We start from the raw sequence: 16,067 nt of genomic DNA on the forward strand, positions 1-16,067 counted from the left end.
TTTCATAAGGCGACGATCGCCCGTGTGGCCGACACACTCATCATCCGCGACCGCATCGGCGCCCTTGCCGACAGCCTCACCCAGGCGGAGCGCAAGCTCGCGGCGGCGCTGTTGCGCGACTATCCCTACGCGGGCCTCGAGACGATCCAGCGGCTCGGCGAGCGCACCGGCGTGTCGCCGGCCTCGATCAGCCGCTTCGTCCACAAGCTCGACTGCGCCGGCTACGCCGACTTCCAACGCCATCTCATCCAGGAGCTGCGCGACGGCCGCCTCTCGCCGGCGGACCTGAGGGGCGATGTCGGACTGCGGCGGAACGGCTTCCTCGGCGCCTATCTGACGCGCGTCGCCCACGGCGTCGCGGCGGCTGCCGAGGCCGTGCCGGAAGCCGCGTTCGAGCGCGTCGCCGATCTCCTCGCCGATCGGCGGCGCACGGTCCACCTCATCGGCGGGCGCGTCACCGACACGGTGGCCGGTCTCTTCGCCCGCCATCTGGCGCGGATCCGACCGGGCGTCGTCCACATGGCGAGCGACCCGGAGACGTGGCCGCAGCATCTTCTCGACGCTCGCCCCCGCGACGTCTTCGTCATCCTCGACGTGCGGCGCTATCAGCCGCGTTTCGTGGCGCTTGCCGCCAAGGCGCGCGAGGAGGGGGCAACGGTCGTGGTGGTGACCGATCGCTGGCTCTCCCCCGCCGCACGCCACGCCAACGAGGTGATCGCCATCGGCACCGAGAGCGGCACCGCCTGGGACACCTATGCGCCCGTCGTGGCGCTGTTCGAGGCGCTGATCGCCTGGATCGGCGAGGACGATTGGACGATCACCGATACGCGCATTCGGGAGTGGGATGCGCTGAGGATCGAGGAGGACGCCGAATGCGCGAGCCGTTGATGTTCGTTGCCATCCATGACATCGCCGGGCGCACCCGCGGCAAGGCCTTCCCGGCCGGTGACTTCGAGGGGGGACGTCGCGGCACGGTGGGGTGGACACCCACCAACGTGCAGATCACCTGCTTCGACGCCATCGCGCCGAGCCCGTTCGGCGCGCTCGGCGACCTCTTGCTGGTGCCTGATCCCGAGACGCGGGTGGAGCTCTGCCCCGTCGACGACCGGGCCGCCGAGCGTTTCATGATCGCCGACATCACCACTCTCGAGGGCGCGCCCTGGAGCTGCTGCACGCGCTCGATCCTGAAGGGGGCGCTGGAGCGGCTGCAGCGCGTCGCGGGGGTGACGCTGATGGGCGCCTTCGAGCACGAATTCCAGCTCACCAACGAGCCGCCGTTGCCGACGGGCGGCTACTCGCTTGCCGGCTTTCGGGCCGAGGCGGACTTCTGCGAGGAGCTGATGGCCGCGATCGGTGCCGCCAGGCTGACGCCGGACACCATCATGAAGGAGTACGGCCCCAACCAGTTCGAGGTGACGGTGGGGCCGGAGCGGGGCGTGCGGATCGCCGACGCCGCGACCATCGTGCGCGAGCTGACCCAGGCGCTCGCGGCGCGCAAGGGCGACCGCGCCACCTTCACCCCCATCCGCGACCCCGCCTCGGTGGGCAACGGCGCGCACATCCACTTCACCCTGCTCGATGCGGACGGCAAGTCGGTGAACTACGATCCCGCCGGGCGGCACGGGATGTCGGCGGTGTTCGGCGCCTTCATCGCCGGAATCCTTAAATATCTCGACCGCATCGTCGCCTTCACCGCGCCCTCGGTGATCTCCTATCAGCGCCTGACGCCGCATCGCTGGAGCGCGGCCTACAACAATCTCGGCTTTCGCGACCGGGAGGCGGCGGTGCGCATCTGTCCGGTCGCGACGACGGAGCCCGACCGGATCGCCCGCCAGTTTCACGCCGAATTCCGCGCCGGCGACTGCGCCGCGGCTCCCCACCTCGCGCTCGCGGCGATCGTGCACGCGGGCGTGCAGGGGATCGAGGAGGGGCTCGAGGCACCGGCGGCGACCGAGGAGGACCTTGCCGCCGCCACGTCCGATTCGCTCGCCGCGCGCGGTCTGGTCCGGCTGCCGACGAGCCTTGCGGCGGCGCTCGATCGCCTCGAGGGCTGCGCCACGGTGCGCGGCTGGTTCGCGCCGGAGTTCGTGCCGATCTACCTCGCCCACAAGCGCGGTGAGATCGCCCACGTCGAGGGGCTCGACGCCGAAGCCCTCCACGCCGCCTACGATCGCGTCTACTGAGGCCCGATGCCGATCAGCCCCTCCGCGCGCAGGTGCTCGGCGAGGGCGTCGAAATCGGCGGAGCGGGCGGCGCGGGGGCGCGAGGCGAGCCCCAGGGTGCGCCAGGCGTGCGGGGAATCGAAGCGCACCGTGCGCACGTCGGACTGGCTCGCCGCCCCCGCCCGCACCGCGACCTCGGGGATCAGGGTGATGCCGATGTGCGCCTCCACCATGTGCATCAGCGTCGGGATGGTGAAGGCGCTGACCGCCGCCGCCTCCGTCACGTGGTCGGCGCCGACGGCGGTGAGCACGTGCTGGCGCAGGCAGTGGCCCTTGTCGAGCAGGAGGAGCTGCTCGCCCTCGATGTCCTCCGGTCCCGCCGCGTTGCGACCGGCGAGGGGGTGATCGGTAGGCACGACCAAGAGAAGCGGGTCGCGCCCGATCTCGGCGATGTCGAAATCCTCCGCCCCGTTGATGTCGGCGATGAGGGCGACGTCGAGCCGGCCGGTGCGCACCTCGCTGAGGAGGGTGTGGGTCATGCCCTCGCGTACATAGAGGTCGAGCTCGGGGAAGGCGCGCTTGAGGCTCTTCAGCATGCGCGGCAGCAGGAAGGGCGCGATCGACGGGATCAGGCCGAGCCGCAGGCGCGAGGAGAGGGGGCGGGCGGAGCGGGCGGCGAGGTCCGGCAGCTCGCCGATCTGAGCCATGATGTCGCGGGCCCGCCGCAACACCGCCTCGCCGAGCGGAAGAAGCACCAATTCGCGCCCGGTGCGGTCGAGAAGCGGTCCGCCGATGGTCGCTTCGAGGCCTTGAATCGCGCCACTCAGGGTCGACTGACCGATGCCGATGTGTGCAGCCGCCTTCGAGAATGACCCCGATTCGACCAGAATGATGAAATAGTAGAGGTGGCGGATGTTCAAATTGATCATTTCGGGACCCTATCGGAAAAGCCGATCAGAGCATTTGATATTATCGGTTTGACGCGATGCAACATCGCTCGTTAACTCGGAGCACAGCGCGGCTCCAGAGTCGCGCCCTGGTCCCTATCGCATTCAACCATCAAGAGGATTCCATGCTCGGCATCGGCGATACCCTGCCTGAATTCACGGTCACCGGCGTGAAGCCCGGCTTCAACAACCATGAAGAGAATGGTGAGTCCGCCTTCCAGGAAATCACCGACAAGAGCTTCGAGGGAAAGTGGAAGATCATCTTCTTCTACCCGAAGGACTTCACCTTCGTGTGCCCGACGGAGATCGCCGAGTTTGCGCGTCTGAACGGTGAGTTCGAGGATCGTGACGCGGTCGTCATGGGCGGTTCCACCGACAACGAGTTCGTGAAGCTCGCCTGGCGCCGGTCGCACCCCGACCTCGACAAGCTGCCGATCTGGTCGTTCGCCGACACCAACGGCTCGCTCGTCGACGGCCTCGGCGTCCGCTCGCCCGACGGCGTGGCCTTCCGCTACACCTTCGTCGTCGACCCGGACAACGTGATCCAGCACGTCTACGCCACCAACCTCAACGTGGGCCGCGCCCCGAAGGACACGCTGCGCGTTCTCGACGCGCTGCAGACCGACGAGCTCTGCCCCTGCAACCGCGAGGTCGGCGGCCTGACGCTCGCGGCCTGATCCGCGCGAGGCTACCGGCTTCATCGAGACAGGGGCGGTCCGCGTGTCGCGCGGGCCGCCCATCTGCGTCATGACGCCCGCACATTCGAGAGAGACACCGATGTCCATCGACACCTTGAAGGCGGCGATCCCCGACTTCGCCAAAGACGTCCGCCTCAACCTTTCCTCCATGGCGAGCGACGACTCGCTGTCGCCGGTGGAGAAGTACGGCCTGATGGTTGCCTGCGGCATTGCGAGCCGCAACGCCGCCGTGCGCCAGGCGATGATCGACGAAGCCAAGCCCCACATCGACGAGACGACGATGAACGCAGCCAAGGCCGCGGCCGCCATCATGGGGATGAACAACATCTACTATCGGTTCACCCACCTGTCGGGGAACAAGGAATTCGCGAACATGCCGGCCAAGCTGCGCATGAGCGTGATCGGCAAGCCGGGCGTCGACAAGACGGTGTTCGAGCTGTGGTCGCTCGCCGTGTCGGCGATCAACGGCTGCGGCAAGTGCATCAACGCCCACGAGGACGTGCTGCGGCACGCGAACGTCTCCAACGAGACGATCCAGACCGCGGTGCGCTACGCCGCGATCATCCAGTCCGCGGCGATCGCGCTGGAGGCCGAGGCCGAAGTCGCCGCCTGATCGGCGAACGCGGGACGCTCAGGCGGTCGGCAGGACCGTCAGCGCGACGGCCGCCATCGTGGCGAGGGCGAGGATCGACAGCGCCCCCGCCGCGAGCACCCGCCCACCGGCGGCGAGGACCCCCTTGAGGTTCACCGTGAGCCCGAGCGCGGCCATCGCGAGGGTGGTGAGGACGCGCGAGGTGGTGTCGAGCGGCCCCACCGCCGCGTCGGGCACGAGCCCGACCGAGCGGGCGACGATCAGGCCGAGGAAGCCCAGCACGAACCACGGCACCAGGCGCGAGAGCGGCGGCCGCGGCCCGCCCCGACGCCAGCCGAGGCCGAGGGCGAGCACCACGGGCCCCAGCATCATCACCCGCATCAGCTTCACGATGGTGCCGATCTGAGTGCTGAGGACGCCCACCGGCACCGTCGCCGCGAGCACCTGCGGCACCGCATAGACGGTCATCCCCACCATGATCCCGTAGCGCCGCTCCTCCAGCCCGAGCGCGGCGAGCGCGGGCAGCAGCGTGACGACGAGGATGCCGAGCGCCGCCGTGAAGGCGATGGCGGAGGCGACGTCCTCCTCGCTCGCGTCGATGACCGGCGCCGCCGCCACGATGGCGGAGTTGCCGCAGATGGAATTGCCGCAGGCGACGAGCGCGGCAAGGCAGGGGGCGAGGCCCAGACCGCGGCTGATCGCGTAGCTCACCCCGATCGCCGCGACGACGACCACGGCGACGGTCGCCGCCATCGCGACGCCGGTCTCCCGGATCGCCGCGACGCTGATCGAGGCGCCGAGGAGCACGATGGCGATCTCGAGCAGCGTCTTCGCCGAAAAGCGCACGCCGGGATGGAAGCGGGGTCCGAGCCCCACCAGCGTGTGCACCAGCGTGCCGATGAGGATCGCGAGCACCAGCCCGTCCACCACGACGCGCCCGAAGAGCATGGCCTGGAGATGTCCGAGAAGGAGAGCGAGGCCCGAGACGGCGCCGGTCAAGATCAGACCCGGCCCGATGGTATGGATGCGGCGGCGCAACATAAGCCTCTCTCCAGACGATGACGGAGAGATGACGGGTTCGATCGTTCATATCCATCGAATTGTATCGTATGATCCGTTCGGTTGAATTGGATGGATCGATGACCCTCGAGCAGCTCACCATCTTCGTCGCCGTGGCCGAGCGCGAGCACCTCACGCGGGCTGCGAGGGCGCTGCGCCTGACGCCGTCGGCGGTGAGCGCGTCGATCAAGACGCTGGAGGCCTATTACGGGGTGCGGCTTTTCGAGAGGGTCGGGCGTCGCATCGAGCTGACGGGGGAGGGGCGCGCCTTCCTCCCCGAGGCGCGCGAGACGCTGGCGCGGGTGCGGGCGGCGGAAATGGTGCTCGGCGAGCTCGGCGGCCTGTCGCGCGGCGCCGTCGATCTCCACGCGAGCCAGACCATCGCCAACTACTGGCTGCCGCCTCGCCTGATGGATTTTCACGAGCGCCATCCGACGATCGAGCTCCGCCTCACCATCGGCAACACGCGCACCGTGACCGATGCGGTACTCGAGGGGCGTGCCGAGCTCGGGGTGATCGAGGGCACCATCGACGAGCCGGCGCTGTCGCAGGAGAAGGTGGGGGAGGACGTGATCGTGGTGGTCGCGCCGTCCGACCATGCGCTCGCCCGCAGGGACGAGCCGCTCGATGCGCAGATGCTGTCTACGATCCGCTGGGCGGTGCGCGAGGCGGGTTCCGGCACGCGCTCGGAGTTCGAGGCGGGGCTGCGCAATCTCGGCATCGATCCGGCGGTGCTGCCGGTGGCGATGGAGCTGCCGTCCAACGAGGCGGTGCTGACGGCGGTGCGGATGGGCGGCTGTGCGGCGGCCCTGTCGAAGGCCGTGGTGGCGCCGTTTCTGGCGTCGGGAGCGCTCGCGGCCCTGCGCCTGCCGCTGCCGCCACGGCACTTCACGCTGCTGCGGCACCGCGAGCGCCACATGTCGCCCGCCGTCCGCCGCCTGGCGGAGATCTGCGCTGCGCCATCATGCCACTCGGTGTGACGATATTCTCGCTGGCCTTACATCATTTCTAAAATAAGAACATATTGCTGCTGCCGCCCGTGGGGCCGCGCTTCTAGCGTCGCACTGCCGGGCACACAGTATGGGTTTGGGATGGTCGCACTCGGTCTATCACTGCTTCAGAGCGTAGGCGTGATGGCGTTTGTCGCCCTCCTCTACGGGTTGACCGTCGTCCGTCTGAGTGGCTCCGCGGCGCAGGTGGCACTGGGGGTCCTGCTGGGCGGGGCGGCGGTGCTCGCCATGCTCGACCCTTCCGAAGTCGCGCCGGGCGTGCTCGTTGACGCGCGAACGACACCCCTCCTTCTGAGCGGTCTCTTCGGCGGGCCGGTCGCCGCGGTGATCTCCTGCGGGATTTCGGCGGCGTTCCGCTTTCACCTCGGCGGCATCGGCGCGACGCCCGGCATTGCGGGCATGGTAATGGCGGCGGTCGTCGGCTCTGCGGTGCGGTTCGTCTATCTGAGGCGCGGGCGGCCGATCGGCCTCGGATGTCTCTTGCTCCTCGCAGGCCTTTCGCCGATCCTGTCTGTGACCATCTTCCTGTTGCCGATGGATATGGCGCGCGACCTCTTCAAGGAGGCCTTCCTGCCGCTCGGCGTGGTGCGGGCGGTCAGCATCGTGTTCCTCGGCTGGCTGATGCTCAACGAGCAGAAGCGGACGGCGGCCGAGACGGAAGTGCGGCGCCTGGCGTTCGTCGACGAATTGAGCGGGCTCGCCAATCGGCGCGCCTTCTATCGCCAGCTCGAGGCCGAGTGGCAGCGCTGGTGCCGCTATCATCATCCCTTCAGCATCATGATGGTGGACATCGACAGCTTCAAAAGCATCAACGATCGCTTCGGTCATCCGGCGGGCGACGATGTGATCCGTCGCCTTGCCACGCTGATGCGCGACGTGGGGCGGGCGACCGACGTTCCGGCGCGCATCGGTGGCGAGGAGTTCGCCATTCTCGTGCCCAACACCGACCCGCGCGACGCCGCGGTGATGGCGGAGCGGCTGCGCCGCAACGTCGAGCGGGAGAGGGTGGTGGTGGACGGGACGACGATCGGCTTCACGATCAGCGTCGGCGTGAGCCTGTCGACGGCGCATCGGGAAAACGTGCAGGAGCTGCTATCGAGCGCCGACACGGCCCTCTACGACGCCAAGCGGGGTGGCCGCAATCGCGTCATCGTCGCGAAGGAGGGGGGTGGCGAGCCGGTCGGCCGGGCGAGGGGGGCGACATCGACTTCGATCGGCATGGGCGCCGCCATCGCCATGGCGCAACCGAAGAGCTGAGACGCCGCCCGACCCATGGGCGTAGCGGCCTCGCCCGAGCGGACGGGTCACAGCGGGCGGGCTGCGCTACACGATGGTCCCGGCAGGAATGGCGACCCCGGTAGGATTCGAACCTACGACCTACGGATTAGAAGTCCGTTGCTCTATCCGGCTGAGCTACGGGGCCACATTGATTCTCAAGGCGTTTCTGGCCTCGACCTGGCACGGTTCGGCAGGTCCCGTGCCGGTTTGGCACTCGATGTTCGCACCATGTCCGGTAGCATGTCGATCGAGGCGGCGGCAAGACGGCGCTCATCGGCGCCGCGCGTGCAGCGTTCGACCATCGCCGGCGACCTGCCGTCGCGGTGATCCCGCGCGGCCTCGCGCCGGCCCGGGGAGCCGGGCGCTACGGGTCGCTGGAGGCCATGAAGAATGGCCTCATCGCGTGCGACGGGCTCTGTCTCGATGAGGCCGGCGGGAGTGTCCTCTCAGAGCCGGGGGCGGCTTGCGGGCGACGACGGGTTGGCGGCCGTCGCGCTCACGGTGCCCAGTTGCGGGCCTGCGCGGCGACTTCCTCGCGGTCGAAGGCGTTGATCTCCTCGAGCCACGATGGGTCGAAGGCGAAGCTGATGTCATAGTCGGCATCGATCAGGCCCGCGCCGGCCATCTCCGAGATCACGCGCGCCCATTGTTCGGGACGAACCTCGCCATAGAGTTCGCCGTCCTGGAGCGCATAGCCGTCGAAACGGGCCATGAAGACGCGCTTTGCCGCGGCCATCTCCTCCGGAGTGCCGCCGCCCTGGGGACGCGTCTGGGGATAGACCTCCCAGTGAATGCGAATGGCCGCCTCGGGATTGGTGAGGCCGAAGTGAACCGCTTTGGCGATGCCGCGGCAGAGTTTGACATAGACCTCGGGGTTGGCGTCGATCGTCGACTCGGCGCCCGTCACGAAGTTGCCGAGCAGCATGTCGTAGTAGCTCGGATAGTGATAATCGAACTCGATCCCGAGATTTTCGACGCCGGCGACGGCCGTGTCCCACGAAACCCAGCCGAGGATGTCGCCGCGACGCAGGGCGAGAGCGGCCGGCGCGCCGGTTCCGGTTGCGACGAGGTCGATGTCCTTGTTCAGGTCGACGCCGGCCTCGGCGAAGATTCCGGAGGCGTAGACGTTGGTCTGCAGCACCGGGCTGCCGATCGTCTTGCCCTTGAGGTCGGCGAGGTTGGTGATGTTCGCCGACTTGGGGGTGACGACGCGGCCGATCGGGTGGCGGGAGTGCATGTAGCCGGTCTTCACCGGCATGCCGTTGGTGCGGGCGTAGAGGATTTCCTCCGCGGTGATGGTGACGAACTCCATCTGGCCGGAGGTGATCATCTGCAGCCCCGGGGCGGGGCCGGCGACACCGAAGACTTCGACGTCGAGGCCCTCGTCGGCCCAGTAGCCGAGCGCGACCGGCAGGGACGAGTGGGCGGCGTGCCCGGTGGAGATGGCGGTGGTGGTGGGGCCGAAGCGCAGCTTGGTCATGCTCTGCGCGAGAGCGGGCATCTTGAGCCCGGTGAGCGAGGCGGCTCCGAGACTTCCCGCGACGAACGTGCGACGTGTGATCATCATGACACTCCGTGTTTTAGTGTTTCCAGTACAGAACGCGATGAGACGCCGCTTGCATCGCATAGAAGAACGTCAGACCAAGTAGAGCGACGGCAATCAGGGCGGCAAAAGCTTCGGCAAGCATGATCTTCGAGTTGGCGTCGATCACGAGATGACCGAGCCCGGCGCTGGCGCCCACGAACTCGCCGACGATGGCGCCGGTAAAGGCGAACACCGAGGCGAGCGACAGGCCGGCGAAGACGTGGGGCAGAGCCGCGGGGAACTTGATCTTCCAGAGGATCTGCCAGCGGCTCGCGCCCATCGAGCAGGCGAGGTCGAGGAAGCCGGCGTTGGTGGACTTGAGCCCGGTGATGGTGGTGACCATCACCGGGAACAGGCAGATGATCGTGGCGACCGCGATCTTCGACGAGAGGCCGAAGCCGAACCAGATGATGAGAAGCGGCGCGAGCGCGATCTTGGGCGTCGCCTGCACGGCGACCATCCACGGATAGACCGCGCTCTCCACCAGGCGGATCTCGGCGACGAATACCGCGAGGGTGAGGCCCAGCAGCGTGGCGATCGCGAAGCCCGTCAGGGCTTCGAAGGCCGTGATGCCGCCATGATAGAGCAGCACGCCACTCGCAAGCCCGTCGACGAAGGCGACGAGGACGTCCGACGGGCGCGGCACCAGATAGGCGCTGATGGCGCCGGCGCGGATCGCGATCTCGAGCACGACCGCGGCGAGGACGAGGCAGCCGACGACGCTGAGAAGGGTCTTCGGGACGGGAATGCGCTGAGACGCCCACCGCGTGCCGCGTCGAGATGCGATGTCATTCATCGGTGCGCGTCATCCTCCCCGAGTCCGTGTGGTGTGCCGTCGATGCGGCATTAGACGTAGTTCAAGATCTTGCGAATATTTCCGGTATACTTTCCGAACTCAGCCGTGGAGGTGAGATCGATCCCGCGCGGCCGGGGGAAGTGGACGTCGATCGTCTCGGTGATCCGGCCGGGCCGGGGCGACATGACGACGACACGATCGCTGAGGAACACCGCTTCGGTGATCGAGTGGGTGATGAGCAGCACCGTCTTTCCCGTGGCGGTGGCGATGCGGCTGAGCTCGAGATTGAGGACGTCGCGCGTCATGGCGTCGAGGGCGCCGAACGGCTCGTCGAGGAGGAGGATCTTCGGGTCCTGGATCAGCGCTCGGGCGATCGACACGCGCTGGCGCATGCCACCGGAGAGCTCGGAGGGAAGCTTCCCCTCAAAACCGGTCAGGCCGACCATCTCGATCAGCTCGGCAGCGCGGGCGCGATACTTCGCCTTGCCGAGCCGACGGATCTCGATCGGCAGCAGGATGTTGTCGAGCACCGTCCGCCAGGGCAACAGATTGGCGTCCTGGAAGGCGACCGCGACCGCGGGGCTCGGCCCTTTGACCGGGCTGTTCTCGACCTCGACGCGACCTTCGAAGTCCGGAATGAGGCCCGCGAGAATGCGCAGGATCGTCGTCTTGCCGCAGCCCGACGGGCCGACGATGGACACGAACTCGCCGTCGCCGATGACCATCGAGACGCGGTCGAGCGCAAGGACGCTCTCTCCGCCACGGGTCACGTAGGTCTTGGTGAGAGCGTCGGTCGTGATCATGATAAGGGCCGTTGGGAGGGTTGCGGGCGGCTGTCTCTCGCGATGGGGACTAGGGCGACCACGACACGAGCTTGTGCCGGGCGAACTGGGTCGCGAAGTGCAGGGTGATGCCGACCACCGCGAGGACGAGGAGGATCGAGAACACGCGGTCGGTCGCGAGCAGCTCGTTGGCATGGAGGATCAACGTGCCGAGGCCCGCCTTGGCGCCGGCGAACTCGCCGACGATCGAGCCGATCAGCGCGGCGATCACGGCGATGTTGACGCCGGACAGGATGTAGGGAACGGCGTAGGGAATGCGCAGCGACAGGAGCGTCTGGCGCGGGCTCGCTCCGAGGGTGGTGAAGACGTCGAGCTGACCCGCCGGCGTGGAGGCGAGCCCGGCGAGGGTGGCGATCAAGACGGGGAAGTAGGCGATCGCCGCCGCCAGCGCGACCTTGGAGCCGATCCCGTAGCCGAACCAGGTGATGAAAAGCGGCGCGAGCGCGATCTTGGGAAAGGCCTCGAACGCGATGAGGATGGGGTTCGCCAACCGTTGCGTCGCTTCAGACTGGGCGACGAGCGCCGCGGTGGTGATGCCGGTGACGATGGCGATCGCAAGGGCGAGGAGCGTTTCGGTGAGCGTCGTCACGATGTGCGGCAGGTAGATGCCGCTGCCGAGACCGTAGGCGAGCTGGCTCGCGACGTCCCGCGGCGAGGGCAGCATCAGCGGGTCGACGAGGCCGAGCTGGGTGACGACGTCCCACGCGACGAGGACGAGGATGAAGAACACAACCGGCGGGATGACGGCTGCCAGAAGCTGCCGCATCAGGGGCGAGCGCGTCATGCCGTCCTCCGGGCGGATGGCGGGGCGGGGTCGGCCGTCGGAAGCGCCGCGAGTCGGGTGATGAGCAGGGCGACGAGGCGATCCCGCTCGACCTCGGTGGCGATGGTCGCGTTCGGGGTGAACCCCTCGAGCTTGCGTGGATGAATGCGCGCGACGGTGATGCCGCGTGTCAGCACCGACCCGTGCTCGACGTCGATGTGACCTTCGACGGTGGCAAATAGGGTCGGGTCGAGCAGCCAGGCGATCGGGCAGATGTCGTGGACGCAGCGATCGCCGACCGCGTAGGCGCGGAACATCTCGGCAAGGATGCGGCAAGCGGGAGACCCGACCGCTTCGAGCCGCTCCACTTCCGCCTCGGTGAGGTCGCACTCCAGCGTGACGTCGATGCCGAACATCGTCTGCGGGATACCGGCGGTGACGACGATGTGGGCGGCGTGCGGGTCGCCGTAGAAATTGAGATCGGCGATGCGCACGCGGGCGGAGCGGAAGGCGGCGCCGCCCATGAAGACGAGCTCCTTGATGCGCGGCACGATGCGCGGCTCCTGCACGATCGCGACGGCGAGGTTCGTCATCGGCCCCATGGTGCAGACGGTGACGGAGCCGGACGGCTCGCGCATCAGCGTGTCGATGAGGAAGGTGACGGCGTGGCCGGGGGCGGCCTCGAAGGTCGGCTCGGGAAGCGAGGTGACGTCGCCGAAGCCGTCGACGCCGTGAACCTTGGTCTCCGTCGGCTCGGGAAACATGATCGGCCGAGGGCAGCCTCGGTAGACCGGAATATCGGTGCGACCGAGGAGGGTGCACAGGCGGCGAGTGTTGCGCTCGGTATGCTCGAGGCCACGGTTGCCGGCAACGCAGGTGATGCCGAGGATCTCGATGGCTTCGGGGGCCGCCATCGCGAGGGCGAGGGCGAATGCGTCATCGACACCGGGGTCGCAGTCGATGATGAGACGGGTTGGCTCCATGCGTCTAGCGCCTTGCCGCTGGTGTCGAACCGAGTGGTGACGGTGTCGTGGGCTGCGGCCGGGCGTGGTGCGGATCGCGTGTCCCGGTGTCGGAGCCGGCGAGAGGCCTCAGGGGCGGCTCACCATGCCGAGATGGGCGTGCTTGCAGGGCGCGGCGGTGGGCCAACGACGCGATGCGGCGCCGGCGCGGTCTGCCGCCAGCCGGCGGTGCGGCTTCGACATCGGGATCCGCGATCGACCCTCGCGAGCAGGTGCCGAACTCCCCGGAGGGACCACGGACAAGGCCGACGAGATCGCAGACGATGCCAACGCTTTGCATAGGTCCTGTCCGTGCCGTGCGAGACTGATTGTCCGGATCAATGTGTTGAGACGACAGGTGTCGCGCGAAAGGGAACATCGCTCTTGGCGTAAGACGCATCGCCGCCAGGCCGCCGGAGAGCTTTATTATCATGTTGTATCTATTGAGTAATTCCATAAAATGAGATCATATATCCAACTATTAGTCAATAATAAGAACAGATGAATTGTTAGGCAAAAGTACGAACAAATACGCGCAATGTGCTCATTTTATCGCGTCCAAGGTCGGGTCGAGAGCGGGTTGGGTGGGGAAGCAGCTTGCCGGGCGGATGCCCGTGGGAACGGTGTGAGCGGCACGATCTCGCCCGTTCGCCCCCGAAATCCGGCCCACGCCGCGACGGCGACGCTCGAGGGGGCGCCCTTGCAGGGGCCGAGAGACGCCTGGCCCCGAACCGGACGCCGGGCCGGGCCCGGCTGCCGATGTCGGCGGCGCCGCTGAGCGTGCTCCAAATGAGCGAACTTGTCTCAACGGGGGAGGGGTGAGCGGCCCAACGCGAAGTCGGCGCCGGTCGCCGCCGTCGGGCGGTTGCCGCCACGGCGCAATGACGCCCGGGCGGGGTGGCGAACCGCGCCCGGGCGCTTCCTCAGTTCGTCAAGTCGACGACGACTTCATCGAGCTTGCCCTGGAACACCAGCGGGGCGCGGTAGTCGCCGCTGACCGGCGTGCCGGTGTCCGACCCGATGTCCTGATTCTCGGAGAGCGAGTATTTGAACGGCGTCGTGCGGGCGATCGCGCCGCGACCCACCTCGGCGCCGTCGACGGAGAGAACCACGGTCCCACTCCCGCCCATCTGATCTCCGCCCTCGTAGGTGAAGTCCATCGCGAGCTCGCGCGCGCCGGCGGGAACCGTGCCCTCGCTCTCCACCAGATAGGTCTCGACGTCGATATAGTTGTGGGCCGCCTTCAGCTTGCCGTCCTTCAGGTAGAAGGCCCAGCCTCCTGTATTGCCGCCTTGCGTGAAGATCATGCCGCTCGCCGCGTCGCCGATCTCCACGGTGGCGACAACGCGAAACGACTTGTTCTTGAGGTCGGGGGCGGACGCTTCGGGCAGGCCGGCGAGCGGGCCCGGATAGGTGAACAGCGTGCGATCGCCCGCAAGGTTCGGCTTGCCGGTAAGCTCGGCACTGAACCGCTCGGCGCCGCGCCAGTCGAGCGGGAGCGCCTTGTTCTTGGACGCCTCCGCCCACCACAGGGCCTTCAGCTCCTCCAGCTTGGCGGGATTGTCCGCCGCAACGTCGTGCGCCTGGGTGAAGTCTTCGTCGAGGTTGTAGAGCTCCCAGGCGGCCTCGAGCGGATTGAAGTCGCCGCGAACGGGGTCCCACGGCTCGAAGGCGAGGGACGCCGCCCACCAGCCGTCCTTGTACATCCCGCGGTTCACGAACATCTCGAAATATTGGCTGGTGCGGACCTCGTCCGCGGCCGGATCGGCGAGAGTGCCGAGAAAGCTGGTGCCCTGGATCGGGGTTTGCGCGGTGCCGTCGACGCTGCGCGGCTCGGCGATGCCCGCCGCGTCGAGGATCGTCGGCGCGATGTCGATCACGTGCAGAAACTGCGTGCGCGTCTCGCCGTGCGCGGCGTAGCGGGCCGGCCACTTGACGATCATCGGGTTGCGCACGCCGCCGAGATGACTGGCGACCTGCTTGGTCCACTGGAAGGGACTATCCACCCCCCAGGCCCATCCGGCAGGGAAGTGATTGAAGTGCAGCTCCGTCCCGATCTCGTCGATGCGGGAGAGCATGTCGTCGACCGTCATCAGATAGGCGTTGAAGAAGGCGTTTTCGTTCAAGGTCCCGTCGAAGCCACCCTCGGCCGACGCCCCATTGTCGCCGATGATGTAGATGATCAGCGTGTTGTCGGCATCGGGCAACGACGCGACGTAGTCGAGCACCCGGCCGACTTCGGCATCCACCTGCTCGCCGAATGCGGCGAAGGCCTCCATCATCCGCTCGTAGAGCCGCTTTTGGTCGTCGTCGAGGCTGTCCCAAGCCGGCAAGCTGTCCGGACGCGGCGTCAGCGTGGCGTTCTGCGGAATGATCCCGCGCTCCTTCTGATGCTGAAAGGTCTCCTCGCGATAGGCGTCCCACCCCATGCTGAACCGACCCGCATACTTCTCGATCAGCGCCTTCGGGGCTTGGTGCGGGGCATGGGTCGCGGCGGGTGCCAGATAGGCGAACCATGGCTTGTCGGGCTGGATCGCTTCGAGGGCCTTCAGCCAGTCGATCGTCTTGTCCGCCAGATCGACGCTCAGATAGTAGTCGTCCCGCTCCGGTGTCCCGAGCGCCGTTTGGTTCTCGAAGAGATAGGGTCGGAGCTGGTTCGTGTCGCCGGCCATGAAGCCGTAGAAGTAATCGAACCCCAAGCCGTTCGGCCAATGGTCGAAGGGGCCGACGACGCTGGTCTCGTAGATCGGCGTGTTGTGGTTCTTCCCGATCCAGGCGGTGACATAGCCGTTCTGCCGCAGAATCTCGGCGACGGTCGCCGTGTCCTTGGGGATGATGCCGGTGTAGCCGTCGTAGCCTGTGGCGAGCTCGGTAATGACGCCGGTGCCCGAGACGTTGTGGTTGCGGCCGGTCAGAAGCGCCGCGCGCGTCGGCGAGCAGAGCGCCGTGGTGTGGAAGCGGGTATAGAGCAGCGCGTCCTCGGCGAGCTTGTCCATCGCCGGGGAGGGGACGCCCCCGCCGGTGACGGCGAACTGGCCGAACCCGACATCGTCGAGAAGGATGAGGAGCACGTTGGGGGCACCCTCGGGTGCCGCCACCGGCGCGGGAAACTGCGGCGGATCGGAATTGAGGTAGGTTGTCCCGATGGTCCCGCGGAACTTCTGCTCCGCATAGGGCAGCACCGGCTGCCCGTCGCGCGCCGCAATCGGCGGTGCGTTCGATTGAGCGTGCACGCCGCCCGATGCGCCGACCGCCAAGAGCGCCAGCGCCGACACCAATGCAATCCGTCCAGTCATTCTACCCCCCTTCATACGGGCCTAGCGGCCTCATTGAC

At 67.6% G+C, this 16,067-nt stretch carries 14 protein-coding genes and 1 tRNA gene; 6 read left to right on the forward strand and 9 right to left on the reverse strand.

What is annotated here, in order from left to right; genetic code table 11:
• Window positions 1-24: 24 nt before the first annotated feature.
• Both JCR33_RS00665 and JCR33_RS00670 read left to right on the forward strand, forming a co-directional pair.
• Window positions 25-888: a MurR/RpiR family transcriptional regulator gene (locus JCR33_RS00665; RefSeq protein ID WP_198880082.1), complete on the forward strand. Its 864-nt coding sequence runs from the start codon at window positions 25-27 to the stop codon at window positions 886-888.
• A complete protein-coding gene (locus JCR33_RS00670; protein WP_211110021.1) occupies window positions 888-2,183 on the forward strand; it encodes a type I glutamate--ammonia ligase in 1,296 nt (431 codons plus the stop codon). The genes JCR33_RS00665 and JCR33_RS00670 overlap by 1 nt, the downstream gene beginning before the upstream one ends.
• Here JCR33_RS00670 and JCR33_RS00675 read toward each other — a convergent pair.
• Window positions 2,177-3,091 carry a hydrogen peroxide-inducible genes activator gene (locus JCR33_RS00675; protein ID WP_198880084.1) on the reverse strand — a complete coding sequence of 305 codons (915 nt, stop codon included), beginning with the start codon at window positions 3,089-3,091 and terminating at the stop codon, window positions 2,177-2,179. The two genes, JCR33_RS00670 and JCR33_RS00675, sit on opposite strands and share 7 nt — an antisense overlap.
• 143 nt (window positions 3,092-3,234) lie before the next feature.
• Between JCR33_RS00675 and JCR33_RS00680 the strand changes: the two genes are divergently transcribed.
• Together JCR33_RS00680 and JCR33_RS00685 are read left to right on the forward strand one after the other, a co-directional pair.
• Window positions 3,235-3,786 (forward strand): peroxiredoxin, encoded by a 552-nt coding sequence (locus JCR33_RS00680; protein WP_198880085.1) that lies wholly within the window; start codon window positions 3,235-3,237, stop codon window positions 3,784-3,786.
• Between the two features lie 100 nt (window positions 3,787-3,886).
• On the forward strand, window positions 3,887-4,420 hold the full coding sequence (locus JCR33_RS00685; protein WP_198880086.1) for a carboxymuconolactone decarboxylase family protein: 534 nt from the start codon (window positions 3,887-3,889) through the stop codon (window positions 4,418-4,420).
• A gap of 18 nt (window positions 4,421-4,438) precedes the next feature.
• Here JCR33_RS00685 and JCR33_RS00690 read toward each other — a convergent pair whose 3' ends face one another.
• A complete protein-coding gene (locus tag JCR33_RS00690) occupies window positions 4,439-5,440 on the reverse strand; it encodes a YeiH family protein (RefSeq protein ID WP_198880087.1) in 1,002 nt (333 codons plus the stop codon).
• Window positions 5,441-5,538: 98 nt separating this feature from the next.
• Between JCR33_RS00690 and JCR33_RS00695 the strand changes: the two genes are divergently transcribed.
• Window positions 5,539-6,438, forward strand: coding sequence for a LysR family transcriptional regulator (locus JCR33_RS00695; RefSeq protein WP_198880088.1), 900 nt, complete (start codon window positions 5,539-5,541; stop codon window positions 6,436-6,438).
• 153 nt (window positions 6,439-6,591) lie between these two features.
• Window positions 6,592-7,725, forward strand: coding sequence for a GGDEF domain-containing protein (locus tag JCR33_RS00700; RefSeq protein WP_198880089.1), 1,134 nt, complete (start codon window positions 6,592-6,594; stop codon window positions 7,723-7,725).
• An 89-nt stretch (window positions 7,726-7,814) separates the two neighbouring features.
• Here JCR33_RS00700 and JCR33_RS00705 read toward each other — a convergent pair.
• From JCR33_RS00705 to JCR33_RS00730, 7 genes are all read right to left on the reverse strand, one after another.
• A tRNA-Arg gene (locus tag JCR33_RS00705) sits at window positions 7,815-7,891 on the reverse strand.
• A 351-nt stretch (window positions 7,892-8,242) separates the two neighbouring features.
• Window positions 8,243-9,310 carry an ABC transporter substrate-binding protein gene (locus JCR33_RS00710; protein ID WP_198880090.1) on the reverse strand — a complete coding sequence of 356 codons (1,068 nt, stop codon included), beginning with the start codon at window positions 9,308-9,310 and terminating at the stop codon, window positions 8,243-8,245.
• Window positions 9,311-9,326: 16 nt separating this feature from the next.
• Complete coding sequence (locus tag JCR33_RS00715) at window positions 9,327-10,127, reverse strand: ABC transporter permease (protein WP_198880091.1); 801 nt, start codon at window positions 10,125-10,127, stop codon at window positions 9,327-9,329.
• 50 nt (window positions 10,128-10,177) lie between these two features.
• Window positions 10,178-10,930 (reverse strand): ABC transporter ATP-binding protein, encoded by a 753-nt coding sequence (locus tag JCR33_RS00720; RefSeq protein ID WP_211109984.1) that lies wholly within the window; start codon window positions 10,928-10,930, stop codon window positions 10,178-10,180.
• Window positions 10,931-10,979: 49 nt separating this feature from the next.
• On the reverse strand, window positions 10,980-11,753 hold the full coding sequence (locus tag JCR33_RS24695; RefSeq protein WP_211109985.1) for an ABC transporter permease: 774 nt from the start codon (window positions 11,751-11,753) through the stop codon (window positions 10,980-10,982).
• Complete coding sequence (locus JCR33_RS00725; RefSeq protein WP_198880093.1) at window positions 11,750-12,715, reverse strand: nucleoside hydrolase; 966 nt, start codon at window positions 12,713-12,715, stop codon at window positions 11,750-11,752. Before JCR33_RS00725 ends, JCR33_RS24695 begins: the two co-directional genes overlap by 4 nt.
• A gap of 941 nt (window positions 12,716-13,656) precedes the next feature.
• Window positions 13,657-16,029, reverse strand: coding sequence for an arylsulfatase (locus tag JCR33_RS00730; protein ID WP_198880094.1), 2,373 nt, complete (start codon window positions 16,027-16,029; stop codon window positions 13,657-13,659).
• Window positions 16,030-16,067 lie beyond the last annotated feature (38 nt).

This window comes from Acuticoccus mangrovi, from assembly GCF_016411865.1.
In the GTDB taxonomy this organism is placed as follows: domain Bacteria; phylum Pseudomonadota; class Alphaproteobacteria; order Rhizobiales; family Amorphaceae; genus Acuticoccus; species Acuticoccus mangrovi.